Annotated in this window: 24 protein-coding genes; 10 read left to right on the forward strand and 14 right to left on the reverse strand. The window is 69.6% G+C overall.

Going from position 1 to position 25,367, the window contains the following annotated elements:
* Positions 1-166 precede the first annotated feature (166 nt).
* Positions 167-1,090: a glycoside hydrolase family 6 protein gene (locus ACFY2A_RS15785; RefSeq protein ID WP_387172184.1), complete on the reverse strand. Its 924-nt coding sequence runs from the start codon at positions 1,088-1,090 to the stop codon at positions 167-169.
* A 322-nt stretch (positions 1,091-1,412) separates the two neighbouring features.
* Between ACFY2A_RS15785 and ACFY2A_RS15790 the strand changes: the two genes are divergently transcribed.
* Complete coding sequence (locus ACFY2A_RS15790; protein WP_387172297.1) at positions 1,413-2,426, forward strand: LacI family DNA-binding transcriptional regulator; 1,014 nt, start codon at positions 1,413-1,415, stop codon at positions 2,424-2,426.
* A gap of 169 nt (positions 2,427-2,595) precedes the next feature.
* On the opposite strand, the gene ACFY2A_RS15795 is transcribed toward ACFY2A_RS15790, so the two are convergent.
* Both ACFY2A_RS15795 and ACFY2A_RS15800 read right to left on the reverse strand, forming a co-directional pair.
* Complete coding sequence (locus ACFY2A_RS15795; RefSeq protein WP_387172186.1) at positions 2,596-2,769, reverse strand: hypothetical protein; 174 nt, start codon at positions 2,767-2,769, stop codon at positions 2,596-2,598.
* Positions 2,770-2,875: 106 nt separating this feature from the next.
* Complete coding sequence (locus ACFY2A_RS15800) at positions 2,876-3,301, reverse strand: winged helix-turn-helix transcriptional regulator (RefSeq protein ID WP_387172188.1); 426 nt, start codon at positions 3,299-3,301, stop codon at positions 2,876-2,878.
* Positions 3,302-3,444: 143 nt separating this feature from the next.
* Between ACFY2A_RS15800 and ACFY2A_RS15805 the strand changes: the two genes are divergently transcribed.
* The 4 genes from ACFY2A_RS15805 to ACFY2A_RS15820 all read left to right on the forward strand — a co-directional run bounded on the left by ACFY2A_RS15805 (position 3,445) and on the right by ACFY2A_RS15820 (position 7,717).
* Entirely contained in the window at positions 3,445-3,933 is a 489-nt protein-coding gene (locus ACFY2A_RS15805) for an SRPBCC domain-containing protein (RefSeq protein ID WP_387172190.1), read from the forward strand.
* A 208-nt stretch (positions 3,934-4,141) separates the two neighbouring features.
* Complete coding sequence (locus tag ACFY2A_RS15810) at positions 4,142-4,747, forward strand: YdeI/OmpD-associated family protein (RefSeq protein WP_363925360.1); 606 nt, start codon at positions 4,142-4,144, stop codon at positions 4,745-4,747.
* A 280-nt stretch (positions 4,748-5,027) separates the two neighbouring features.
* Positions 5,028-6,704 carry a cellulose-binding protein gene (locus ACFY2A_RS15815; RefSeq protein ID WP_387172193.1) on the forward strand — a complete coding sequence of 559 codons (1,677 nt, stop codon included), beginning with the start codon at positions 5,028-5,030 and terminating at the stop codon, positions 6,702-6,704.
* A gap of 362 nt (positions 6,705-7,066) precedes the next feature.
* Complete coding sequence (locus ACFY2A_RS15820; RefSeq protein WP_387172195.1) at positions 7,067-7,717, forward strand: uridine kinase; 651 nt, start codon at positions 7,067-7,069, stop codon at positions 7,715-7,717.
* 85 nt (positions 7,718-7,802) lie between these two features.
* On the opposite strand, the gene ACFY2A_RS15825 is transcribed toward ACFY2A_RS15820, so the two are convergent.
* The 7 genes from ACFY2A_RS15825 to ACFY2A_RS15855 all read right to left on the reverse strand — a co-directional run bounded on the left by ACFY2A_RS15825 (position 7,803) and on the right by ACFY2A_RS15855 (position 16,966).
* Complete coding sequence (locus ACFY2A_RS15825) at positions 7,803-8,477, reverse strand: cytidylate kinase family protein (protein ID WP_387172197.1); 675 nt, start codon at positions 8,475-8,477, stop codon at positions 7,803-7,805.
* 494 nt (positions 8,478-8,971) lie between these two features.
* Positions 8,972-10,156: a serine hydrolase domain-containing protein gene (locus ACFY2A_RS15830; protein ID WP_387172199.1), complete on the reverse strand. Its 1,185-nt coding sequence runs from the start codon at positions 10,154-10,156 to the stop codon at positions 8,972-8,974.
* Between the two features lie 133 nt (positions 10,157-10,289).
* A complete protein-coding gene (locus ACFY2A_RS15835; protein ID WP_387172201.1) occupies positions 10,290-11,543 on the reverse strand; it encodes a serine hydrolase domain-containing protein in 1,254 nt (417 codons plus the stop codon).
* Between the two features lie 95 nt (positions 11,544-11,638).
* On the reverse strand, positions 11,639-14,176 hold the full coding sequence (locus ACFY2A_RS15840) for an ABC transporter permease (protein ID WP_387172202.1): 2,538 nt from the start codon (positions 14,174-14,176) through the stop codon (positions 11,639-11,641).
* Positions 14,177-14,179: 3 nt separating this feature from the next.
* Entirely contained in the window at positions 14,180-14,953 is a 774-nt protein-coding gene (locus ACFY2A_RS15845) for an ABC transporter ATP-binding protein (RefSeq protein WP_363925349.1), read from the reverse strand.
* A 130-nt stretch (positions 14,954-15,083) separates the two neighbouring features.
* Positions 15,084-15,746 (reverse strand): response regulator, encoded by a 663-nt coding sequence (locus ACFY2A_RS15850; protein WP_387172205.1) that lies wholly within the window; start codon positions 15,744-15,746, stop codon positions 15,084-15,086.
* Positions 15,734-16,966, reverse strand: a complete 1,233-nt coding sequence (locus ACFY2A_RS15855; RefSeq protein WP_387172206.1) for a sensor histidine kinase — start codon at positions 16,964-16,966, stop codon at positions 15,734-15,736. Before ACFY2A_RS15855 ends, ACFY2A_RS15850 begins: the two co-directional genes overlap by 13 nt.
* A gap of 246 nt (positions 16,967-17,212) precedes the next feature.
* Here ACFY2A_RS15855 and ACFY2A_RS15860 point away from each other — a divergent pair, with 246 nt between their 5' ends.
* The 4 genes from ACFY2A_RS15860 (at position 17,213) to ACFY2A_RS15875 (ending at position 20,026) form a co-directional block, all read left to right on the forward strand.
* Positions 17,213-18,232 (forward strand): MDR family NADP-dependent oxidoreductase, encoded by a 1,020-nt coding sequence (locus ACFY2A_RS15860; protein WP_387172208.1) that lies wholly within the window; start codon positions 17,213-17,215, stop codon positions 18,230-18,232.
* A gap of 15 nt (positions 18,233-18,247) precedes the next feature.
* Positions 18,248-18,658 (forward strand): MerR family transcriptional regulator, encoded by a 411-nt coding sequence (locus tag ACFY2A_RS15865; RefSeq protein WP_387172210.1) that lies wholly within the window; start codon positions 18,248-18,250, stop codon positions 18,656-18,658.
* Positions 18,659-19,005: 347 nt separating this feature from the next.
* A complete protein-coding gene (locus ACFY2A_RS15870) occupies positions 19,006-19,695 on the forward strand; it encodes a GrpB family protein (protein ID WP_387172212.1) in 690 nt (229 codons plus the stop codon).
* Positions 19,688-20,026 carry a hypothetical protein gene (locus ACFY2A_RS15875; protein ID WP_387172214.1) on the forward strand — a complete coding sequence of 113 codons (339 nt, stop codon included), beginning with the start codon at positions 19,688-19,690 and terminating at the stop codon, positions 20,024-20,026. Before ACFY2A_RS15870 ends, ACFY2A_RS15875 begins: the two co-directional genes overlap by 8 nt.
* On the opposite strand, the gene ACFY2A_RS15880 is transcribed toward ACFY2A_RS15875, so the two are convergent.
* From ACFY2A_RS15880 to ACFY2A_RS15890, 3 genes are all read right to left on the reverse strand, one after another.
* A complete protein-coding gene (locus ACFY2A_RS15880) occupies positions 20,023-20,190 on the reverse strand; it encodes a hypothetical protein (protein WP_387172216.1) in 168 nt (55 codons plus the stop codon). The two genes, ACFY2A_RS15875 and ACFY2A_RS15880, sit on opposite strands and share 4 nt — an antisense overlap.
* Positions 20,184-20,489 (reverse strand): hypothetical protein, encoded by a 306-nt coding sequence (locus ACFY2A_RS15885; protein ID WP_387172218.1) that lies wholly within the window; start codon positions 20,487-20,489, stop codon positions 20,184-20,186. Before ACFY2A_RS15885 ends, ACFY2A_RS15880 begins: the two co-directional genes overlap by 7 nt.
* Positions 20,490-21,118: 629 nt before the next feature.
* Positions 21,119-21,724, reverse strand: coding sequence for a hypothetical protein (locus ACFY2A_RS15890; protein WP_363925339.1), 606 nt, complete (start codon positions 21,722-21,724; stop codon positions 21,119-21,121).
* Positions 21,725-21,941: 217 nt separating this feature from the next.
* On the opposite strand from ACFY2A_RS15890, the gene ACFY2A_RS15895 reads away from it, so the two are divergent.
* Complete coding sequence (locus ACFY2A_RS15895) at positions 21,942-24,644, forward strand: LuxR C-terminal-related transcriptional regulator (RefSeq protein ID WP_387172220.1); 2,703 nt, start codon at positions 21,942-21,944, stop codon at positions 24,642-24,644.
* Here ACFY2A_RS15895 and ACFY2A_RS15900 read toward each other — a convergent pair.
* Positions 24,559-25,365, reverse strand: coding sequence for a DUF1877 family protein (locus ACFY2A_RS15900; protein WP_387172222.1), 807 nt, complete (start codon positions 25,363-25,365; stop codon positions 24,559-24,561). The genes ACFY2A_RS15895 and ACFY2A_RS15900 overlap by 86 nt on opposite strands.
* Positions 25,366-25,367 lie beyond the last annotated feature (2 nt).

Consider the following 25,367-nt stretch of genomic DNA (forward strand, 5'->3'; position numbering starts at 1 on the left):
GTTCGTTCCGCTGGACTCATTCGGTGGTGACGGGGACCGTAAGGCGAACGGTGCAACCCGACGCCCCTCTGGTCTCGATACCTTGATGACACAGAGGGGCGTCGTTGGTTGGCAGGGCCGGGTGCGGCATCGGCCGCCTACGACACCGCTGTCTCAGTGACCTGTGCTAATAGCCGTAGATCATCTTGTAGGCCACCTCGGGCAGGAACTGCCCGGCGCTGGATCCGCCACCGACTCCGCAGTTGCCGTCGGACTCACCAGGTGTCTTGAGCCACAGCAGCATTTCCGCGCCGCCGCCCATCCGGCTGGGTGTGCCGATCTTGCGGCCGCCGGGGTTGCACCACTGACCGTTGGAGCCGTTGCCGTTGCGACTGGTGTCGATCACGTACGGCTTGCTGTATCCGAACCTCTGTAGCGCGGAAGCGACCTGATTGCCGTAGTTGGTGTTCTCACCCGTGGTGAAGTAATTCGAGACGTTCAGCGCGAAGCCACGTGCGTTGGCCACGCCGGCCATGTTGAGCCGTTGCGCCATCGTCTGGGCGTCGACCCAGCGGGGATTTCCGGCGTCGATGTAGGCCCAGGTGTTGGGCGCCTTGGACCGGAACTGGCCGACGGCGCGGGAGAGCATCCCCACTCGGTCGTTGATCTGCGCCTGGCTCATGCAGTTGAAGTCGCCAAGGGAGTCCGGTTCGAGGACCACTACGGCAGGACGGCTGCCGATGGCGGAAGCGAAGGCGGCGATCCATGAGTCGTAGGCGGCGACGCTGCCGGCGCCACCACCGGAGTGGCCGCCGCACGCGTCTCGGCCGGGAAGGTTGTAGGCCACCAGCAGCGGAAGCTTGTCGACAGCGTCTGCGGCACCCACATAGCCCCTGACCGCGCTCCCGATGTCGCCGCTCCAGTTGCCGAACCACCTGGCCATCGGCTTCTGCGCGATCTCGGTGCGGATGGCGGCGGCGCGTCCGTCGCGCGGGTTCGCGGCCGCCCACGTCGCCGGGCTCGAGTTGGGGTCGACGTAGAAGCCGCTGGTCTGGCTGATCGGATCCGCGTACGCAGCTGGCGCCCCGAGCAGGATCGCGGGAACCGCCAACGCCAGGGCCGCGGCAAGTCTCCAGGGACGGGTCCATCGTTTCATGAACAGTCTCCTCCGGGGAAAGCTGGAAGCGCTTCCAGCGATGTACATCCATATGTTTCGAGCTGATGGTCGGGAAATATCAGGCAGATGTCAAGGGGAGTCGCCCTCCCCACAAGATCGATGTCCAGGAATATCTGGGACCGCTTCCAGCCTGACGAGCGGCGGCGGTGAGCCACCTCGACGCCGTCGATACCGGCCGATACGATCGTTCAGCGACAACGGCACCGGCCGGTGGTAGCGGCTGCCCGACGTCGGACGGGAAGGACTCGGCATGGCGATGGCAGCGCAGCGGCCTCGGCGGCAACCGACCCTCGACGAGGTGGCCGAGCGCGCCGGCGTGTCACGTTCCGCCGCGTCCCGGGTCATCAACAAGGCACCGCATGTCAGCCGCGCCACGCGCGACGCCGTGGAGCGCGCCATCAAGGAGATGGGCTATCTACCCAACCGCACCGCACGGGCCCTGGCCACCCAACGGACGGGGATCGTCGCGCTCGCGGTCTCCCATGACGATCCCGAGCTTTTCGCCGACCCGTTCTTTGCGCAGGTCATCGTCGGCGTGTCCGCGGCGCTCGAGGAGACCGACCTTCACCTGCTGCTGTGCCTTGCCAGCTCCGGCCGGGGCCGCTCCCGGCTGACCAACCTGCTGCACACGCGCGGCGTCGACGGCATCATGCTGATGGCGCTACACGGCGACGATCCGCTGACTCACATCGTGCGTCGGGCCGGCCTACCCACCGTATACGGCGGCCGGCCATTGGATTTCGAGCCACAGTGGTACGTCGAATCCGACAACGTCGGCGGCGCGCGACTCGCCACCGACTATCTCATCAGCCTCGGCCGAACCCGGATCGTCACCATCACCGGCCCCATGTCCACCGACGTCGGCCGCGCTCGTCACCGCGGCTACCGCGAGGCGATGATCATGACTGGACTGACCCCGTACGCGACGGCAGAGGGCGACTTCACCGAGACCGGCGGTGCCGCAGCGATGAAGTCACTGCTTGACAGCCACCCCGACCTCGACGCCATATTCGCCGCCAGCGACAACATGGCAGCGGGCGCCCTACGCGTCCTCCTCGACGCCGGCCGGTCCGTCCCAGCCGACGTGGCCGTGGTCGGCTTCGACGACCTCGGCATTGCCGAGCGAACCGATCCGCCGTTGACCACCGTCCACCAGTCGGTCCAAGCCCTGGGCCAAGAAATGACCCGCATGCTCGTCGAACTCATCGCGGGACACGAACCTCCGTCCCTCATCCTGCCCACGAAGTTGGTGCTACGCGACTCGGCATGATCCGCGACCAAGGCCAACTGGCCGGGACGCCATGAATGTGGGAGCCGACCGCCAAGCTCTACCGCCGGACGAGCACCTCGAATATCGAGAGGTACGACATCGGCTCGCGAATGGGCTACGGCGAGGGCATCTGAGAACGGCTAAGGCCGTGCACGCGGCGCGTCAGACGCTACGAGACCACATGCCCGTTGTGGAGTGCCTGTGTGATGTCCTGCCGCAGTTGCACTGCCTCTTCGTCGCGGTCGCACAGCAGCAGAACCTTGAACGGGGTGACCTGCCCCTGCGGTCGGCCGAGCGGGCTGGCCCAGTGGCGAACTGCCCGGGCGAGGATACGCAAGAGCATGTGCCGGTCCTGGGCGCTGTCCGGCAACAGCTGGGGTGCGTTGTCCACGATCACCAGGTAGCCGTCCGCCGGCAGCCAGTGGTTTCGTCCCTGGTCCCCCGCTCGGCTACGCGTGGGGTGGGACGGCTGGGTTCGCGGCGGGCGCTTGGTCGAACTCGTCGCGGTTGCGGGCGATGTCGCGCTGGTGGTCGCGAACCCAGAGAACAAGTCCGTCCACGGCCTCGCTCAGTGAACGACCGAGTGGCGTCAGGGCATATTCGACCCTCGGGGGTACTTCCGGGTACGCGGTCCTGGTCACCAACCCATCGCGGGTGAGGGCGCGCAGCGTCTGGCTGAGCATCCGTTGGGAGATGCCGGCGACCTGCTCGTGCAGCGCGGTGAAGCGCAGCGCGCCGGACGCCAGGGCCGTGATGGTCAGCAGCGTCCACTTGTCACCGACCCGCGCCAGTACGTCACGGACGAGCTCGATCGTCTGTACGCAGTCCGGCGTGATCCCGCGCTGTGCGAGTTCGGCACCACGGAAACGTGTCAAGGCTCTTTGTTCCTCCACCGTCAGTAGCTGACTTCGAAGTGCGTATCGGAAAGCCGGACTAAATCCGGTGGACGTACGTTTCTTACTGATCGTAACTGGCGTGCGGCCACCCCCTGTGTGGCCGTGACTGCGGAAGGAACGGCATGGTCCGACACGACACGTTCACGATCTCGCGGCACCTCGACGTGCCGCCGGGCGAGGTCTTCACGGCCTTCGCCGACTCCACGATCAGGCAGCGCTGGTTCCGACTTCCCGGCAGCGGAGCGTCGTACGAGCACGACTTCCGGGTGGGCGGTGGCGAGACGGCGCGCAGCACCTTCACCGGGCTGGACACGGCGCCCGAGCGGTTGGAGTACCGGTCACGGTACATCGACATCGCGGGTACCCACCGGATCGTCTACGGCTACGAGGCCGTCGTCGACGACGACCTGCGATGGACCTCGCTGGTCACCGTCCAACTCGACGTTGAGGCGGACGGAACCCGCCTGCACTGGACCGAGCAGGTGGCGTTTGTCAGGTACACGGAGGACGGCAGTGCGGACCTGGCGCACCTGCGCGGCGGGTGCGTGCTGCGACTGAACGGCCTTGACGCGGCCCTGCGATCCGGGCACCCGCGTCAGCACCGGCGGTGAAAGTGCGTACTGGATTCGGGATTGGTCCGTACGGCACCGGTTGTTGATGCAACGGGCAGCTCACATCGTTGTGCGTGGTGACGGTCGGTCTTAGTGGCTTGGTCAAGGCGCTGCGGGAACGGCGTGGCCGATGATCGGTCCCCGCTGGCCGAGCCTGCCGGGGTCACGGCACCGGTAATCGGTCACAGGTGGCGGTTAGCCTGCCGTCATGGGCAGCGCTGAACTAGATGAGTTGATCGTCGCCGACGCCGAGGCGCTGCGCGCGTGGTTGTCGGACCACCACGCCACATCGCCGGGCGTCTGGCTCGCCCTAACCAGGAAGGGCGGCACCGTCACCACGCTGACCTGGCAACAGGCGGTCGACGAGGCGCTGTGCTTCGGCTGGATCGACGGGCAGGCCCGAAAACGGGATCAGGAGTCCTCCTGGATCCGGTTCACCCCGCGCCGGCCGCGCAGTGCCTGGTCGCAACGGAATGTCGCGCACGTGGCCCGGCTGGAGTCGCAGGGGCGGATGCTGCCTGCGGGCCGCGTCGCGGTGGAGGCGGCGAAGGCGGACGGGCGGTGGGCGGCCGCCTACGCCCCGCCCTCGGAAGCCGAGGTGCCGGCCGATCTGCTCGCCGCCGTCTCCGCCGATCCCGCCGCCCAAGCCATGTTCGACGTGCTCACCAAGACCAACCGATTCGCCCTCATCCACCGGCTCAACGCGGTGAAACGGGCGGAGACCCGGGAGCGGAAGATCCGCGAATTCGTCGCCATGCTGGTCCGGCACGAGACGATTCACCCACAGAAGGCAAAGCCGCCGCAGTCGCCGTGAGGCGTGGGGCACGATCCCGGTCCTTCGCACTGCCGTGCTGCCCGCGTCTGCTCGGCTCGACGAGCGGCTGCCGCTCGGCTCGACGAGCGGCTGCCCGAGATCCTGCAACAAACCTGCACATCGCTACGCTTGCCTCATGGGCAAGCGCTTTCCTAGCCTGGCATTACATCGATGTTTCGCTCTACGGCCAGGCTGATGACACGAACATGTAGCCACTCTGCGGTGTCGAGCTGTGCAGGAGACGCCTCGCACCGTGCTCACTCCCCCGAGGAGACGAACAGTGAGAACTACAGTGCGACAAAGGCTGCTCGCCGTCGGCACCGCCGTGGCCGCCGCAGCCGCCGTTGCCCCGGCGCTGCCGGCGTCCCAAGCGTCCGGCTCGGCTGACGGTTTCGCCGCCGCGTCGGTAAGCGCCAACGCGACGAACCTCAGTCTCGGGGCCGGCGCCGACGGCTCCAGCAAGGCCAGCGGCACCAGCTACGGCAATGTGATCGACGGCGACATGGGCAGCTACTGGTCGCCGACCGGCACGACCGGTCGCATCTCCGTCAAGTGGGGCGCCGCTACCACTGTGGCGTCGGTGAACATCCGGGAGGCAGCCGGCGCGGTAGGTGTCGTCGGCTCCTGGCGACTCGTCAACAACGACACCGGCGCCACACTGGCCAGTGGTGCCGGGGCCGGGGTCATCAACTTCCCCGCCACCTCGCTGAGAAAGATCAACTTCGAGATCACCGGTGCGAGCGGCACGCCGAGGATCGCCGAGTTCGAGACGTACGCCTCAGGTGCGACGCCCGGGCCGACGACCCCGCCCCCGACGACCGGGCCGACCACCCCGCCACCGAGCACACCCCCACCGGCCAGCCCGCCCCCGCCGTCGAGCGGCACGCTTTACGTGGCACCGACCGGCACCGACAGCGCGGCCGGCACGCTTGCGAACCCGACGACGCTCACTTCCGCGATCACCCGGATTCCCGCAGGCGGGACGATCTTCCTGCGCGGCGGCACCTACCGCTACTCGCAGACCATCACCATCGCTCAGGGCAACAACGGCACGTCGAGCGCACGCAAGAACATCTTCGCGTACGCGGGTGAGACCCCGATCCTGAACTTCTCGGCGCAGAGCGAGGACCCAGCCAACCGGGGCCTGGCGGTGGGCGGATCGTACTGGCACATCCGCGGCATCATCGTCGAGCGGGCCGGCGACAACGGCATCCTGCTGGCCGGCAACAACAACATCATCGAGCGTACGATCACCCGCCACAACCGGGACTCGGGGCTGCAACTCTCGCGGCTGATCGCGAACGCGCCCCGCGACCAGTGGCCCTCCAACAACCTCGTGGTGAGCACGGTGTCACACGACAACGTCGACTCCGACGGCGAGGACGCCGACGGTTTCGCCCCGAAGCTGACCGTCGGCCCCGGCAACGTCTTCCGTTACACGGTGGCCCACAACAACATCGACGACGGCTACGACCTCTACACCAAGAGCGACACCGGGGCCATCGGCGCGGTGACCATCGAGTCCTCCCTCGCCTACACCAACGGCACCTTGAGCAACGGTGGTCAGGCCGGCAACGGCGACCGCAACGGATTCAAGCTCGGCGGCGAGGACATCGCGGTGAACCACACCATCCGCGGCAACATCGCCTACGCCAACGGCAAGCACGGGTTCACCTACAACCGCAACCCCGGCACGATGACGGTGTCGAACAACGCCAACATCGGCAACGCCGAGCGCAACTTCAACTTCGACGGCGGCTCCTCGGTGTTCCGAAACAACACCTCGTGCAACGGCGGCTCGAACGACCGGATCATCGGCAACTCCGACAGCTCGAACCAGTTCTGGTCCGGCACCAACGGATCCCGGTGTTCCTCGTACACCGGTGCTCTGGGCTGGTCCTTCGCCTCCGACGGTCGGCTGGTCGTGACCTTCGGCGGACGAGTGGTCACCCCGTAACGAGCGCGGCCGATGCCGGCGCCACCGCCGAGGTGACGCCGGCACCGGCCCTGGTCCACCAGGTCAACGCCGGCTGCGGTACGAAACCACGGTGCCCGGGCGACGTCAGCTCGCCACCTGCCGGGACGCCCTCGCGAAGCGCCGTTCGACATCGGGGAGGCGAAACCTGCCGTTCGAACGGGAGCCTACCGGGGGTCGTCGGTGTCAAGATCGGCGCCCACATCTGCCGCCGGCCGGGCATCACAGTACGTGACCGAGGACGGGAGAACCCGGCGCGCGGTCGTGCCGGGAAGACCATGCATGTCGTTGCCCGGCCGGCTGTTCGGTTTGCTGGTTGCGGGACTTGCCGGATGATTGCCTCTGTGCAGCGGCGTGACGTCATTGGGGAGGTCGCACAGCGCATTCCCGCACCCGACGGCCCTGGATGTCTCCGCGTTGCTGTCGACGGCCCGGACGGATCCGGCAAGAGCACGTTCGCCGACGAACTAGCCGCGGCCGTGCGCGCTCTCGGCCGCCGTGTCGTGCGGATATCACTCGACGACTTCCACAACGTCCGAGCGGTCCGGTACCGACAGGGACGCGAGTCGCCGGAAGGCTTCTGGCAGGACTCATACAACTACCTGCGATTCCAGAGCGACGTCCTGGATCCGTTCGGCCCGGCCGGCTCCCGGCGATACCGGCCAGCCGCGCATGACCTCACGACCGACATCATCCTCGACCCGGAACCCCTTACTGCCCCTCCTGGGACGGTGCTCGTCGTCGACGGGCTCTTTCTGCATCGGGACGAGATCGTCACGGCCTGGGACCTGTCGGTGTTCCTGGATGTCCCCTTCGATGAAACGGCCAGGCGTATGGCCGCTCGCGACGGCACGAATCCCGATCCAGAGCACCCGAGCATGCGGCGCTACGTGGAGGCCCAGCGCATCTACTTCAGAACATGCTCCCCGCAACGGCGAGCCGATATCCTCATCGACAACCGCGATGTCAGCGCTCCGCGGATCATCGGCAAATGACGTACTCATCTGGCCTCCGTCGACCGAGCGTTAAGTTGCGTGACAGGTCGGGGTGGGTCGAACACTCGGTCGTGCCGGAGTGCGGTCAGCGTGTCCGGGTCGCCCAGGCCGGCTGCTGGGGCTCGTCGTTGTGCACGATGATGTCGGCGTGATCGGTCGGGCGGACCGTAGCGAAGTAGAACTGTTGGGAGGGGATGTACCGTTCGCGCCAGCGGCGTTCGACGTCAGCCCGGGATGATACCCGGCTCTCTCGGATCACGGCACGATCCACCGTTGCATCGAGGTCGGTCGACACGAAGATGCGCAGATCCCACCGATCAATCAATTCCGGGCGCATGAGGAAGACGCCGTCGAAGATCAGCACGGCGTCGGCGGGGGCAGTCGTGACCGGTGGGGACAGGACGGCATCCGAGGTGTGGTCGTAGACGGCGTGTTGGAAGCGTCGATCCCCGCCCGGGCCGAGCGGATCGAGCAGAAACCGGTTCAACGAATCGTAGTCGTGGGTGTCGAAGTAGCAGCCTTCGGCCGAGTACTCGCCGCGCGGATAGCGGCGTGCGCGAGGGAAGAGGAAGTCGTCGATTGTCGCGCGGACGACGTCCCGGCCCTGTGTGCGCAGGATGGCGGCCAACTCGTCGGCGAGTGTGGTCTTGCCGGCGGCGGGTGCTCCGTCGATGGCAACCCGCGTCGGGTGTGTGACCGTAACGGATCCGAGTTCCTCAGCCAGGCAGGCGAGCATCTCGTCGCGGGTGCCTTGATCCATGTCCTACCCCTCCTACCCGCGCGGTCGACACCCGCATCATCCTCTGCCTCGTAGGACCCCGGTCTGTTCAGGGCTGACCGCCCATAGCCCCAATCCGTCACCCGAACTGCACGCGACGTTGCGTAGCGAGCGACTCGCGGCAATGAGGACTTGGCCGTGCCGGAGTTGGACCGGGATCAGCGACTGCTGACACGAGGTCAGGCGGGATGCGGGTCAAGCCTGGTAAGGCGGGGCTAAACCCCAGCCCCAGTGTGGTACCGGTGCATGCCGGATCGGGTCTGCATCGGGTTGGGAATTACGTACCGCCAACCGGGTGCCCCACTCGAGGTAGCTCGTGAAGGCGGCGCGGAACTCCGCATCGTCGGGTAGGCCGACCTCGTCGGCGGCGTCCATCATCAGGTTGACCCACCGCCGACGCTGCGCCTCGCTGATCGCCTTGCCCAGATGCCTACTGCTGATCGGGCGATGCTGAGAGCCCTACTCCTGCCATGCGGTCACTTCGCGCAGAGCGCGGCGTCGACGAAGGCGGCCCGGTCGGCGGCGACAGAGCCGTCCGTGACCGACCCGTTGAGCGAGGTGACCACCAGGGTCGCCGCGCGACCGTCGTCGGTGGCACCGTTGACGGTCGAGTAACCGGGGATGTCACCGCCGTGGCCCCACGCCACCCCGCCGCAACTCAACGGGGTGCGGAAGAGACCGAGCCCGTACCCCACGCCCGATCGCGGATGCAGCGCGACGGTGGTCCGCATCTCGGCCAGCTGCGCAGGTTTGAGCAGCTGGCCAGCCAGCAGGGCCCGCAGGAACGTGTTGAGATCGGCCGGGGTGGAGACCAGTTGGCCGGCGGCCCAGCCCCAGCTCGGGTCCATCCGGGTGAAGTCGAGCAGTTCGCCGGTGGCTTCATCGAGCTGGTAACCCTTGGGATGCCTGCCGCGGATACCTTCCTCACCGACCTCGGGCGCGTAGGTGTCGCGCAGACCTGTCCGCTCGATGACCCGGGTGGTGACCAGCTCGTTGAAGGGCCGGCCGGTGACCCGTTGGGCGATCAGGCCGGCCAGCAGGTAGTTGGTGTTGCTGTAGGCCCAGTCGCCGGCCGGTCTGCCTTCCCTGGCGTTGGCCATGTCGAGCAGGTCCCGGGGCTCGAGGTAGATGTGCTGGTACGGCGGGATGTCGATCATTTCCGGGAACATCGTGTCGGTGTAGTCGGGCAGGCCGCTGGTGTGCTGCAGCAGTTGGCGGACCGTGATCGCATCTGCGTCCACACCGGGGCTGCGCACCAGACCCGGCAGGTATGTCTCGACCGACTCGTCGAGATCCACTGTGCCTTCGCCGACGAGCTGCAGCACGACGACGGAGGCGAACATCTTGCTGGCGCTGCCGATGCGTACCCGGCCGTTCTTCGGCACCTTCGCGCCGGTGCGCAGGTCGCCGACCCCGGCCGTGTAGTGCCGGGTCCGGCCGCGACGGTCCCGGACGGCGGCCAGCGCCCCCGGGTGCCGATCGGTACCGACCAGCTTCTCGATGCGTTGCCCGATGGCGTCGGGACGGGCCTCGGCCCGGGCGGTGCCGGCCGGGCCGGCGGCCGTGAGACCGCCCGCCGCGATCACCGCGGTCGTCGCCATGGCGAGGACCCGGCGACGCGACCGGGTGGGCCGGCGGAGTCGAGTGAGGTAAGTGGGCATGGCAGGCTGCTCCTTGACTGGGTACGGATGGCGGCCGGGCCGCCGCCCGCGCCAGGCGTACCCGGCACGGGCGGCGGGTCGTCCCGTCAGTGGCGGTTCGGGCGAAGGGATCGGGTCAGTTGACCGGCGACGGCTACCTGCCGGCGCACAGAGCGGCGTCGAAGGCGTCCAGGACCTGGAAGATGCCGTCGGGGACCGGGCTCGATTCGGCGGTGACCACGATGGTCACGGCACGTCCGTTGGCGGTGATGGCGGTACGGCTGGAGTATCCGTCGATGTCGCCGCCGTGCCCCCAGGCGCGACCGCCACAGGAGAGGTCATACCCGGTGGTGCCGAGACCGTAGTTCCACACCAGGTCCGGGAAGGCCTCGCCGCCGGGGAGCCAGACCTTGCTGTCGCGCATCTCGGCCAGGCGCTCCGGCGAGATCAGCTTCCCGTTCTGCAGCGCCACCAGGAACTTGTTGAGGTCACTCGGCGTGGAGATCATCTGACCGGCCGCCCAGGCGATGGAGGGGTCCACCTGGGTGATGTCGACCCACTTCATCGTCTCCGGGTCCGGCAGGTAGCCCTTGGCGTGCGGCCGGCGGATGGTCTTGTCACCGGCACCCGGCCAGTACGTCTCGTGCAGCTTGGCCGGCTTGAGGATCTTGTTGGTGATCACTTCGCTGATCGGGCGACCGGTGACCTTCTGCACCAGCAGGCCGGCCAGGATGTAGTTGGCGTTGCGGTACTGCACCTGCCCGCCGGGGGCCGGAGCGTGCGCCGGCTTGGCGAACGCCGAGTCAAGCATGTCACGCGGCTCGTAGTACCTATTGCCCCACACGGAGACGTCCGGCAGGTCGTACTCCGGCAGGCCACTGGTCATGCTCAGCAGGTGGCGAACCGTGATGGCGCGTCCGTCGAAACCCTCCCCCCGGACCAGCCCCGGCAGGTACGTCTCGATCGGCTCGTCCAGCTTCACCGTGCCCTCGTCGACGAGCTGCAGGACGGCGACCGCGGTGAACATCTTCGTGCTGCTCGCCATCCGCACGTACCCGTCGGTGGGCACCTTCACCCGCGTACGCGGGTCGTTGACACCGGCGGTGTAGTTGGTGACGCGTCCCCTGCTGTCCCTTACCGAGACCAGCGCCCCGGGCGCGACGCCGGCCTTGACCAGCGCGTCCAGGCTGCTCTGGATGGAGTCCTTCTTCGGGCGGTGCGCCTGCGCGGCGTCGGCGTACTGGATGCCGATGCCGGCGAACCCGACAAGTGCGACAAGCGCCAGTGCGGCGGCGGTGCGGCGGCCGAAACCGAACCGCTTGCGCGGCGTCGCGGTGCCGCTGCTCGGGGCGGTGGCGGTGTCAGTGCCCTTGTCGGAACCGGACCCGTCGGTGCGTTGCGGTGACATGGAATCTCCTGGTGAGTGTCCGGATCGGGCGCCCTGTGCGCCGATCCACGGAGCCGACGACGATTCGTCGGTGCCTGCGGTGGACTGGCTGACGGTCACTCCTTGACGCCGATGCTGTTGACCGGTGGCATCCGCAGGAGTGCACTGATGGGAGCGATGGTGGTGACCAGCGCGAGCAGTGTGGTACCGCCGATGATCGAAACCCAGCCGAGCGGCGGTACGTAGGGGATCAGCTGTCCGGTCATCATCCGGACCACCGAGACCAACGTGACGGCGGCGATGGCACCACCGATGAGCAGCGACGTGCCGAGCAGGCCGACCTGTTCCGCGTGCACCATCCGCTTGACCTGACGGGCCGTGACACCGACCAGGCGTAGCAGGGCCAGTTCACGACCCCGGGTCAGCGCCGCCATGATCATGGTGTTGGCGGCAGCGAGGGCGGCGTAGCCGACCATGACGCCGATGACCAGCTTGTTCATCCAGGCGCTGAGGGCCAGGTCGATGGCGAGCTGGGCGCCCACGGCCCCAGTGTCGATCAGGCCGCTGCCCGGGTACCGCTCGACCAGGCCGGCGAGCCCGGCGACGGCCTCGACGTTGCCCGGTTCGGTGCGGATCAGGACCTCGTCGTCGAGGTTGGTCGGGGTGTGGCCGTCGACCGTCTCCCGGTTGAGGGTCACGTCCCCGAAGGCAAGCCCGCGTTCGTAGATGGCGACCAGCCGCAACGTCACCGGGGTGCCGTCGCCGAGCCAGATCTCGACCTGGTCGCCGAGATCCGCTCCCAGCGTGGATGCCTGCAGGTTGGACAGTGCCACGGTGTCGCCACGCAGGTCGGCGAGGCTGCCCTCGGTGACCGACAGGTCCATGGTCCGATCGGCCCCGTCGGGGTCGATCGCCTGGGCACCGAAGGGTTCGGCACCCCCCATCACCGGCAGGATCACCGAGGTACGCCGGATCGGTGTGGCGGCGACGACGCCGGGCAGCTCGCGGGCGTCCGCCGCGGCGCTCGCCGGCAGCCCGACCGCCGACACCAGCGAGTGCTGGGCCAGCATCCCGTCGCGGGTCTGGGCGACGGCCTCCCGATCCAGGTTGTCCTGCAGGAACCAGATCGAGCCGCCGAAGCCGACCGACAGCACCAACGCGGTCAGCACGGTCGCCATACCCTGCGCGTTCGCCCGCAGGTTGGCCGCCGCCAGGTATCCACTGTCACCCCACACGGCGCGCAGCACCGGGCCGAGTACCTGTGCGGCGTACCGGTTGATCCACGGCGCGAGCAGTGCGGCGGCGAGCACGAAGACGAACAGCATGCCCAGCGCCGCGCCGAGTCCGGCCTGGCCACGCAGGGCGGTGGTGAACATGGTCAACGTGACCCCGCCGCCGAGCGCGATCAGACCGGCGACGAGCCGAACGAGGCTGCTGCGGGCCGGCTCCACGGCGATCTCACCGAGCGCCTCGGTCGGCCGGATCCGCACCGTACGACGGGCCGCGATCAGCGCCGCCGACACCGCCACCAGCACGGTCGCCACGCTGACCGCCACGGCGGTGAGCACCCCGCCGTCGAACGGGAAGCCGTGCGGGATGAAGCCTCGGTCCATGAGCTGCCGGTGCACCCAGTCGGTCGCCCACAGCCCGGCCGGGATGCCGAGCAGCACCGCGACGATGGCCAGCTGCGCGACCTCGGCGACGACCAGCAGCCGTACCTGTCCCGGGGTCGCCGCGACGGCGCGCAACAGGGCCAGGTCGCGGCGGCGGTGGCGGACCGCCAGGCCGATCGTTCCGGCGACGACGAACATGACGAGCCCGGCGATGTAGCCACCGAGTACGGAACCGAGTTGGATCAGCATGTCGGCCGCCGCGAGCGCCTCGGACTGTTCGACTCCTGCCCGTTCGGTGCCGGTGTAGACCGTCGCGCCGGATTCGGCGGCCAGCCGGCCGACCTCTGCCCTCACCGCCGCCGAGTCCGCACCTTGGGCCAGGACGATCCCGATCAGTCTGGCCCGGTCCGGGCTGCCACTGAGCGCCGCGGCGTGGTCGTCGGTGAAGAAGAGCGCGGGCGGCTGATCACCGGCGGCGGTACGGTCCACGATGCCGCTGATCCGGTACTGCTGCACCGAGCCGGCGGCGAGGACCGGAATCTGGTCGCCGGGCCGCAGTTGGGTGCCGGCCGCCGAGGCGAGTCGGCCGTCGATAGCGACCTCGTCGGTGGTGACCGGCTGGTTGCCGTCGACGATCCGGTACGGGGTGAGCGCGGCGCTGCTCCAGCCGTGCGCGACCGCCCCTCGCGCGGCGTCCTGGATCGGCACGACCGCCTGGATCGAGCGGTCGGCGGCGGCGACCGCCACGCCGGGCAGCTGCCCGATGCGTTCGGCCAGGGTGACCGGCAGGCTTCCGCCGGTGGGCAGGTCCACGGTGACCGTGGACGTCTCACCGAACTCGGTGGTCTCGATGGCCATGTCGCGATCCGCGACCAGGATGTCGGCGGCGCCGTACCGCTGCGGTGCGGGGGTGAACCGCATCCCGGACTCGACCATCACGCCCATCGCCATGAGGATCATGACGCCGCAGGTGAGCGCGACGAGTGTGGCGACCGCGCTGCCGATGCGGTGGCGCAGCATCCGGAGGGCGAGCATCAGCATGGCTCAGCTCTCCTGGGTGGCGAGCTGACGGCGGCCGAGCCACGCCAACTGCTCGGCGATCTGCTCCGCGCCCGGCTGGGGCATGTCCCGCACGATCCGACCGTCGGCCAGGACCATCACCCGGTCGGCGTACGAGGCCGCCACCGGATCGTGGGTCACCATGATCACCGTCTGCTGCGCGTCGTCGACCACCGACCGCAGCAGGGCCAGCACGTCGGCGGCGGTCTGGGTGTCAAGCGCGCCGGTCGGCTCGTCACAGAAGATCACCTCGGGGCGCATCGCCAGCGCCCGGGCGATCGCCACCCGCTGCTGCTGCCCGCCGGACAACTCGGCCGGGCGGTGGTGCAACCGGTCGCCGAGCCCGACCCGCTCGACCACCTGACGCAGCCAGTGGGCGTCGGGGCGTACCCCGGACAGCCGCAGCGGCAGGTGGATGTTCTCCTCGACGGTCAGCGCGCCGATCAGATTGAAGGCCTGGAAGACGAAGCCGATCCGGCTGCGCCGGAGCTTGGTCAGCTTCGTCTCCGACAGTCGCGACAGATCCTGGCCGCCGATCCACACCTGCCCGGAGGAGGGCCGGTCCAGACCGGCCGCGGTCTGCAGCAGGGTGCTCTTGCCGGAACCGGACGGCCCCATCACCGCCGTGAACGTGCCGCGGTGGAACTCCGCGTCGACGCCGGCGAGCGCGGTGACGGCCTGCGGTCCGGAACCATACGTACGGGCGAGCTGTATCACGCGGACCGCCGGGTCGGCGGTGTGTCCAACGCGGACGGACATCTGGACCAACCTCTCCATGTCGTCAGAGGACGATGACATGGAAAACGCTATGGTCAGACGGGTTGCCGGACGATCCAGCGTACTGTCCAACCGGGGTACAGCAGGCTGTACCAATCGCGCGGCGCCGGCATCACCGACTGCGACGCTGGGCGTCCTCGAGGTAGCGCAGCACCGCGGTCACCCGCCGGTCGGCGCGGTCGTCCGGGGCGAGGCCGAGCTTGGCGAAGATGCTGCGGATGTGCTTGTGCACGGCCCCGTCGGTGACGAACAGCCGCTGCGCGATCGCCCCGTTGCCAAGCCCTTCAGCCATCAGGGCGAGCACGTCACGTTCCCGGGCGCTGAGCCGGCCCAGAGTGCTGTCGGGACGGCTGCGGGCGAACAACTGGCCGACCACTTCGGGGTCGATCGCCGTACCGCCGTCGGCGACCCGGTGCAGCGCGGTGAGGAACTCCTCGACCCGGCCGACCCGCTCCTTCAGCAGGTAGCCGAGCCGGCCCGCGCCGCCGGCCAGCAGGTCGGTGGCGAACGCCTGCTCGACGTACGCCGACAGGACCAGCACCGCGAGGGCGGGTCTACGACGCCGCGCCTCGACGGCGGCCACGATGCCCTCGTCGGTGTGGGTGGGCGGCATCCGGACGTCGACGATCGCGACGTCCGGCCGGAACTCGTCCACGGCGGCCAGGAAGGTCGTCGGTGAGTCGGTGGTGGCGACCACGTCGAGCCCCTCGGCCCGCAGCAGCAGCGACAGACCTTCCCGCAGCAGGGCGTCGTCCTCGGCGATCACGATCCGCACGGCAGCTCCACGAGTAGGGTCGTCGGCCCACCTGGTGGGCTGGTCAGAGTGAACCGGCCGTCGTGGCCCTGCACCCGCCGCCGGATGCCGCCGATGCCCGAGCCCTGGCCCTCGTCGGCACCGCCCCAGCCGTCGTCGACGATCGACACGTACAGCCGGTCGACACTGCGCCGCACGGTGACCGCCGCCGAGGCGGCACCACTGTGCCGGGCGACGTTGGTCAGCGCCTCCGCGACCACGAAATACGCCGTCGCCTCGACCGACGCGGCGCATCGGCCCGGAACGTCGACCTCCACCGTGCACGGTACCCCGCAGCCGGCGGCCAGACCGTCGAGCGCGGCGGCGAGCCCACGGTCGTCGAGCACCGGGGGCAGAATCCCGCGTACGACGCTGCGCAGCTCCGCGAGGGCCAGTTCGGCCGAGTCGTGCGCGCGGTCCAGGATCTCCACCGCCCGCGCCGGGTCCCGGAGCATCGCCCGCCGCGCGGCACCCAGCAGCACGGTGACCGCGACCAGTCGGTTCTGCGCCCCGTCGTGCAGGGACCGCTCGATGCGCCGCAGCTCGACGGCGTGCGCGTCCAGCGCGGCCGCCCGGGTGGCGGTCAGCTCGGCGATCCGCAGCGACATGTCGACGTCGCGCGGGGGTGCCAGCAACCGTCGCCCCGGCAGCGCCTGCAGCCCGGCCAACGGCGGGTTGAGCGCCACGGTCGCGGCGAGCCAGCCGACCCCGATCAGCCCCACCAGCAGCGCGTCGGGGAGCCCGTCGATCCGCCAGTCGATGAACCCCGGGCCGCCCGCCTCCGGCGGCAGCATCCAGTAGTAGAGCGGGAACAGCAGGTTCTGCACGGCGGAGATCGGCAGCGACAGCCCGAGCACACCCAGGCCGAACCCGACGGTGCCGTGGATGCCCACGAACGCGCACTCGCGCCGAGCCCAAGGGTCGCGCAGGACGTCGCGCAGGCTGGTGGGGACCGCCGGCGGCAGGGGCAGGTCGCGGTCCCATCGCGACAGTCGGGCACGCTCCCGGTTGGCGGCGAGCCGGACCGCCTTCGCCGCTGACGGGACCATCGCCAGGCCGATGCCGACCACGCTGGCGAGCGCCACCAGGACCAGGAGCAGTACGGCCGCCAGCGCCAGGATCGACGTGCCGAGGCCGCCGAGAAGGTGTTCGATGGCGTCGACAGACATTCGTAGGCGGCGACGCAGGTATCGCCGCGCCACCCGCCAAAGCTGCGGGCCCAGTTGTCCCGCAGCGGCCGAAGCGCCAGCGGCGTCCCTGCGCGGCATCCCGTACCTCCCGGCAGAGACGATAGCGACGCAAGGTCGGCTCCGACGTGCCGCGGCCCGGAAAGTACAGCCTGCTGTACCAGTCCGGTGGTGCCGGAAATCGCGTGACGTTGAGTCTTGCAGTTGACGCATGGGTCAGGGTTTACGGTCGCGCTCCACCGACCGAGCAAGGAGCGTTACGTGCTTGCACTTCCTTCCGTCAATCGTCAGGTTCAGTTGCTCACGACTCCGGACGGCCTGCCGCGCCCGGAAGACTTCACCATCGTTGAGGTCCCGGTGCCGCCCCGCGCGTCCGGCGAGGTCCTGGTCCGCAACCGTGCCTTCCTGGTCTCCGCGGCCCTGCTCCGGACCCTCATCGGCGCGGCCGCGGCGGGACTGCCCGGTCCACGACCCGGCGATCCGCTGCCCGGCGCCGCGATCGGCGAGGTCGTCGCCGCCCCCGACTCCAGCGGCCTGCGTCCGGGCGAGTTGGTCGGGCACGACCTCGGCTGGCGCGAGTACGCGGTCGTCCCGGTCGACCGGTGCCGTCGGCTCGGAGACTCGCTACCGGATCCGCTGGCGCACCTGTCGCAGGGCTGGACGGCGTACGCGGCGCTGACCCGCACCGCCGCCGTTCGTACCGGCGACACGGTGCTCATCACCGGCGCCGCCGGCGCCGTCGGTTCCCTCGCCGGCCAGATCGCCCGTCGTCTCGGCGCGACCAGAGTCATCGGTACCACCGGCTCACCGGCGAAGGCCCGCGTCCTGACCACCGAACTCGGCTACGACGCGGTCGTCGTACGCGGAGCGGAACCGATCGCCACGCAGCTCGCCAACGCCGCTCCGGACGGCATCGACGTGGCGCTCGACACCGTCGGCGGCGAACAACTTCAGGCGGCGGTGCACGCCGCCCGGCCCCACGCCCGCATCGTGCTGATCGGCGCGCTGTCGGCGCAACTCGCCGCCGAGGGCGCCGGCACGACCGCGACGCTGGAACTGGACCTCGTGCCCATCGTGCTCAAGCGAATCAGCATGCGCGGGTTCAACGCCGCCGACCACCCCGACGCGCTCGCCGAATGGACGCAGCGGTTCGGCGCCTGGCTACACACCGGCGGCATCCGATTTCCGCATACCCGCATCCATGGAATCGACCGGGCCGCCCAAGCGTTCCAGGAGGTCGTCGAGGGACGGCATGTCGGCGCCGTCCTCGTAGAGCTCTGACAGTCGGGAGGCACGATGCGTATCGGTGACGCGGCGGCGGCAGCGGGAACCACACCGCGGGCGCTACGCTTCTACGAACAGCGAGGACTGCTGCCGCCACCGATACGCACCCGCACCGGGCAACGGACCTACCGCGACGCCGACGTGGCCCGAGTGAAGATCATCCGTGAGTTGCTGTCGCTCGGCCTGACCGTTGACGACATCGCCACGCTCAGCGCCCACCTTCATCTGCTCGACGGCGACACTCTGCCCGAACACACCGTGCCCGACCGCATCCGGCTGCCACAGGCGAGTGACATGTTCCGCCGCCGGTTGGAGGTCATCGACGAGCACATCACACGGCTGACCCGACTGCGGCAACTGCTGTCCGTCTGCCACGCTCAGTTGGCCGAGAAAGCGCCGCCCGCGACGGCAGACACCCATTGACCCGCCCTCCCCGCGCTGAGGTGCGACAACCCGCCTACCAGGGGATTCGCTTCCTGGACGGTCGCGAGGAGAAACCATCAGCATGACGCCGAAGTTCTGGGAGAGCCCGGATACGGCCCGCCTTCATCACGAGAATCCGGTCTCGCCTCGCCGCCGTCATTCGGGCCAGAGGTGCACCCGGAACCGCTCGATCCCGTCCAGCCCTCGCCAACGGACGGGTGAGTCCGGACCGTACTCGCCGGGCGGGCTCCTGCCGAGGAAGGACGGCCAGGTTCACACCGGGTGGTGCAGCACGTCGACGATGAGAGGCACCGCACGGTCCGTACTCGCACCGAGAGGCAGTTGTCGTGAAGCACGCACCGGTCACCCTCAGCCCGTACGACCCGCAGTGGGCTGTGCTGTTCGAGCAGGAACGGGTCAGCCTCGAAATCGCTCTGGGACAGTGGCTGGTCGGGCCGGTCGAGCACATCGGCTCCACATCGGTTCCCGGCCTGGCAGCGAAGCCGATCATCGACATGATGGCACCAGTGCGCAGCCTGTCAGCGGCGGCAGCCGCCATCGAGGTCGTGACCGCTCTTGGCTACCGCAACGGCGTGCACCGTCCCGAGGAAGCGCACTACTTCTTCAAGCCGGAGACCGACAACTGGTGGGAACGTACCCACCAGCTTCATCTCACCGAGCCGGCCTCCCTGCTCTGGCGGCGACGAGTCGCCTTCCGCGATGCCCTCCGATGCCGGGCGGACTACCGGTCCCGGTACGAGCAACTCAAGCGCGACCTCGCGGAAGCTCACGGCGGCGACCTCATGGCCTACGCGCGCAATAAGGACGACTTCGTCAACGAGGTCCTCGGCGTGCGCGACAAGACGCAAGCTCCGACCGTCAGTTACCCGCGGCAGCCTGACCACACCATGCCGGACCTCGACCCGGACCAGGGGGCCCCCGGTGAGCAGCGGCGCCCTTGGTCTTGCCGGCATCGTTGGGAGTTGGCTCGTCGGTACAGTCACGGTCGGTTCCGGGGAGGTCGCCAACGTGGCTGAGGTCGATCAGGTGGTGCAGCGAATCCGGGCGATGAGGGCCTACCGGTTGCTGGTCGTCGGGTACCGCTGCCTGCTCGTGGCGCCGGTCATGGTGGTGGTGGCCATCGGTGTGACAGCCGTCTGGTCGCTGAAGCCGCCGCTGGTGTACGTCCCGTTCGTGATGACGTTCGCGACGGTGTTCACGGGGGTGGTCGCCCTGTGGGTGGGGTTGATCGTCCTGCACTCCCGGCGGCTCATGCCACCGGCGGGCACCGTCCGGCATGCGGCGGTGATGCGAGCCCTGCGACGGGACGTGGTCGCACCGGTCACACGGCCCGCGCGCGGCGGCTAGGCCTGGGGCCAGACACGGACCCGGAACCGTTCGACGCCGGTGAGTAGCTCGTCGGCGTACCAGGCGTCCTGCCCGCACAGGGCGCGTAGCCGACGCCGGCCGGTGGCATGCACGTCGACGGTGTAGGTTCCCGGCGCTCCGATGGGCAAGAACGGGGTCAGCATCCGCTCGTCGAAGATGCTGATACCCAGCGTGCCGCTGGTCGAGTGCAGTTCAGCGTGTCCGTGGGCTTCCCATTTTCGGTGTCCGTCGGTGCGGGACCGTCCCACGCCTCGACGGTGACGTGTGGGCGGTGGCCGTCGCTGATTTCGCTGAACAGCTGGATCTGTTCGGTGCCGGCCCAGCAGAGCACCGCGGCGTTGGTGTCGGGGTGGCCGAACGAGTCGAAGTCGCCGCCGATGATGGTGATCATGCAGTGGTCGGGGGTGGGCGTGGCGTCGATGCTGCCCAGCAAGGTCGCCATCCGGACCTCCGTGCGGTGATGTACCGCGAGCGGGTCAGCTGGTGGCGGCGCCGGGGACGGCTACGGGAGACGCTGGTCGGGCGCGCAAGCGTCGTACCCTCACCGTCTCCGCCGGGGTGGCAGGCGTCGTCGCCGCCCTCATGGTCGGCACGCCGCTGGCGTTCGCGGCGGTGAACCGGGATGCCCCGCCACCATCCGCTCCCGCCAACCGGCCACCGGTGGACCTCCCCAGTCCTGTCCCGATCAGTCCTGCCCCGTCCCCACCGGCGGACCCCCCAGTCCTGTCCCGGTCAGTGCTGTCCCGTCCCCGCCGGTGGATCCGAAGGGACCGGGCACGGGTTCCTAACTCCAGGACCGTCAGCACGCGGCCCCGCCGTGGCCGGGAGTCGGCTGCGGATCAGGTCGCGGAAGCTGATCAGGGATCGTGTGGCGCGGTACCGGTCCTGAGCTGGGAATCGTCGCGGGCTCAGTCGGTCGTAGCGGGTGGACCCGGACTGCGCTGCTGGCGCAGCGGGCGAAGGCGGCGCTGGACCTGGACCGAGACGGTAGCCGGTGGTGTGCGTGATGTCGCAGAGCCATCCCGATGACTCTGCGACATCACGCTCAATCGGCGACCGTACCGGGCGGGATCAGAGGCGGACGCAGCCCATGGTGAAGTCGTCCCAGGCGATCTGGGCCCAGTAGGGGTTGTTGAGGAGCCCGGTGGAGGTGAACGGGTAGGCGTACAGGCTGATCTCGATTGCGGTGGTGTTCGCGGTGAAGGCAGCCAGGGAGACCTTGGTCCATCCGCTGTTCGCGGGGAGGGTCTGGGTCACCGAGCCGAGGCCGGTGCCGTTGCTGGCGCGTTCGGCCCTGACCCGCACCCGCTGGCTGGTCGGCGACAGGTTGCGGACATAGGCCGTTGCGGCGCACGTCGTCGCCATCGTGCTGTACGTGAAGGTACGCCGCGCCTCGCCGGGGGAGTTGGCGCTCATGCTGCTCTCCTGCATCAGCACACCCCAGCTTCCGCTGCGGACCGCCGATGCCTGGTTCGTGCGGCCCACCCAGTGTCCCCAGTTGAGGTACTGCCACGCCGGCTCGCCGGCCTCCCAGCTGACGTAGTGAATGGTGCTCGCGGCCTGGGCGGGCGTGGCCACCCCGACCACGCCCACCAGCGCCAAGGCGACGGCGGCGCCGATCCGGCTTGCCCAGGTGCTCCTGCGGCGGACGGGGCCCTGGCTGGCTGTGCGTGACATGCGACTCTCCTTGAATGTGCCGCTATGGATGAAGGTCCGCGGTGACCTTCAGGTCGGTGATCAACACCGTACGGCTGCGCACCGTCGACATTCGTGAGTAGCGGGCACTCAACTTCGGCCGGACCTGGTACTCATGTCCGCGCCGTACCGGCAACCCAGGACCACCAGCCGAGTGGGTAAAGTCCACTGTGGGATGTAGTCGGTGGAGGGACCGTGAGTGACGGACGCAGCGGCGGTGATCGACAGGGTGGCACCGTTCGTCGGTCGCGAGGCGCAGCTGGCCCGACTGATCGACACGGTCACCTTGCGTCCGGGCGCGGCGATCGTGACCGGGCCACCGGGGGTCGGCAAGACGCGCCTGGCCGAGGAGGCACTGCGGGTGTTGGCCGGCCGTGGCTGGCGTTGCCTGCGCGGGTACGCGGTGGCAGCCGGGCGGGACATCCCGCTGGCCGCCCTCTCCGGCATCGTCCCGGCCCTGCCCCCGATGGATTCGGGCGGACCGGCCGGCCTACTGGCCGGCGTCGTCACCGCGCTGAACTCGCTCGCCGAGTCGGGTCGGACCGTCGTGTTCGTCGACGACGTGCACCAGCTCGACAACGTGTCGGCGGTGGCGCTGCACCAGGCGGTCCGGGCCGGATCGCTGGCGCTGCTGGCCACGCTGCCCACCGGGGCCGAGGTGCCGGAGACCATCGGTGCCCTGTGGCGCTCCGGCCGGGCAGCCCGGATGGACGTCGACCCGCTGGACGCGGCGGATCTCGAACAGGTCCTGGTCGGCTGGCTAGGCGGTCCGGTGGCCCGCGGAACCCTGGACCAGGTGCGGCGGGCCACCGCCGGTAACCCCCTCTACCTGCGTGAGCTGGTGCTGGCCGCCCACGACAGCGGTGCGTTGACCCGCGACAACGAGCTGTGGCAGTTGCGCGAGTTGCCTGCGGCGGCCGGTCGACTCGACGATCTTGTCCGGTGCCGGCTGGCTGGGCTCGACTCCGCCGGGCGTACCGCCCTCGAGGTGCTGGCCCTGGCTGAGCCGGTCGGCGTCCGACTGCTGCACGACGTGCTCGGCGGTGACGTGGTGGAAACCCTTGAGCAGCGCGGCCTGATCACCGTCCGAGCCGACGGCCGCCGATGGGAAGCACAGCTGGCCCACCCACTGTATGGGGAGGTCCTGCGCGGCCGGATCCCCACCACCACCCGTTTGCGATGGTACCGCCGACTCGCCGACGCCCTCGAAGCGTACGGGGTGCGCCGGTGGAGCGACCTGCTGCCGTGGGCCGTGTGGCGGGTCGACGGGGGCGGCCCGGCGGACCCGGCGCTGATCGCCGCTGCCGTCCGGGAGGTCGCCGACCAGCCCGCCGACCCGCGTCTGCGGGAGCGGCTGGCCCAGGCGGCCTGGGAGTCGACCGCCGACCTCGACGCCGGACTGCTGCGCTGTCGAGTGCTGATCGAGCAGGGGCGCACCGGTGCAGCCCTGACCGTACTGGAGGACCTGGCGGCGCACGCCGGTGACGACCACGCCCGCCGGGACGTGGCGACCGCCCGGTCGTGGTTCCTCGGCTGGTGCCACGGGTCGGTCGCGGACGCGTTGTGGCGCCTGCGTCGGGACGCGGCGGCGCTGACCGACCCGGTGTCACAGGTGACCCTGCGGGTGGATCGGGCCAACCTGTTGGCCTGCGCCGGCCGGCCCCGCCACGCCGCCAGACTGGTGGCCGACGTGGATGTTGCCGACTCTCCCGAGTTGACGGTGCGGGTCGCCGCCGTCCAAGGGGTGGCGCTCCTGCTCTCCGGCCAGCTTGGCCAACTTCGAACCGCACTGGCCGGCGCGGTCGCCCCGCCGGTGAGCCGGTGCGCCATGTATCCGGCCGAGTACGCCTCCGGCGCGCTGCCGGTCGACGTGTGGGCGTACGACGGGATGATCGCGCAGGCCCGGGAAACCGGCCACGAGGTGCTGGCCCACACCTACGGCCTGGGCGACCGGATCGCCCACGCTTCCGCGTTGACCAGCCTTGCCCTTGCCGAGATCACTGCCGGCGCGCTCGGTACCGCCCGGCGCTATGTGGCCGAGGCGCTTCCGGTGCTGCGTGACTTCGGGGTACGCCACCATGAGGGACGGTGCCTGGCGGCTGGGCTGCTCGCCGCCACCTACCAGGGGGATGAGGCGGCGGCCGACCGGTTCGAGGGCCGGCTCGCCGAGATCTGGCCGGCCCTCGCGCAGATCGAGCTGTTCCGGTTCGAGGTGGACCGGGCGCGTGCCTGGCGGTGGTGGCAGCGGGACGATCCCGGGGCCGCCCACGCGCTGCTGGCCGCCAGCGCCCGGCGCTGGGACCACCGGGGCGGCCTGCTTCCAGCGGTGCTGCTCGCCAGCGATCTGGCCCGGATGGGAGAGCCCACGACTGCGGCCCGGCTGCTGCCGGCGGATCCGATACCGGCGCGTTGGGGGCTGGGCGTGGCGTTGGTGGACCTGGTCCGGGCATTGGCCGCGCCCGACGTGGCGGAGCTGGAGCGAGTCGCGGCGATCCTGGCCGAGCTGGGATGCCACCTTTACGCCGCTGAGGCGACCGCCGCAGCCGCAGTGGCGGGGGCTCGCCGCCGGGCGACCGGCCGGACGGGCACCGGCGTCCGCCGTGGCGAGGTGGATGACGCCGCCCGCGCGAAGGCCCGGGCGGCGGTGGCAGCCGGCCGGTGCGATAACGCGCGCACCCCGCTCCTGGCCTCGGTCGGCGACCGTTCGCACCTGACCAGACGGGAGCGGGAGATCGCCGCGCTGGTGGCGCGAGAGCTGTCGAACCAGGCGGTCGCCGAGCAGCTTGCCCTGTCGATACGCACGGTGGAGAACCACCTTAACCGGATCTTCGCCAAGCTCGGCGTTCACGGCCGGGCCGAACTTGCCGACGTGCTGGGGCAGGGCAGGCGCGACCAGCTCTGACCCGAATCCGCGCCGACAATGCGGCGGTGGCCAGGCCGGGAGTGGCAGGCGGCGTGGACCATGTTCCGGGCACGGAGTGAGGTTCCCCCGATAGCGCGGAGGGCGTCAGCGTGTGGACCGCTTCCGACAGCATGATTGTCTTAAGACCGACCTGGCCGACATGCGAGCGTCGGTCTGTGGTCCCCATTGGCCTTAGCAACTCCGCAGACGCATCACCGCAGGCTCCGCTCGGGGTCCTCGGGGTTCTGTTCCTGACGTTCGCCCTCGGAAACGTCGTCCTGCGGCTGTGGACCAAGCGCCGACTACGAGCCGGCAGAACGCTGCCGGGACCATCCCGAGTGCTTCGCCTGTACGTCAACCACCCAAAGCTCTTCTCCGGTGCCTTGTTCGCACAGATCACGATCGGCGTCCTGCTGTTGCTCACGTCCCGCGCCTCGCCCACCGTGAGGTAGACCACGACGTACTCGTCGTGCAGCCGGCGCCCACCGAGCACCGCATAGCTCAACGGACACTCGCCACCGTCAGGCTCGAGGGTGCCATCGGTCAGGCACCGGTGAATGCCGTCCCACGCCTTGTCGATGTCGACCCTCAGACCGTCCTCGGCCCACGACTCCTCGATCTCCTCGATGAGTCCGTCAACCGCGTCGCTGGCGCCGCCATCGCCGGCCGCGAGCAGCGACCGCTCCTGCCCCGGCGTGATCGCGAAGAGCACTCCCAGCACCC

Origin of the sequence: Micromonospora sp. NPDC000442 (genome assembly GCF_042898635.1) — a bacterium.
Taxonomy (GTDB): Bacteria; Actinomycetota; Actinomycetes; order Mycobacteriales; family Micromonosporaceae; genus Micromonospora.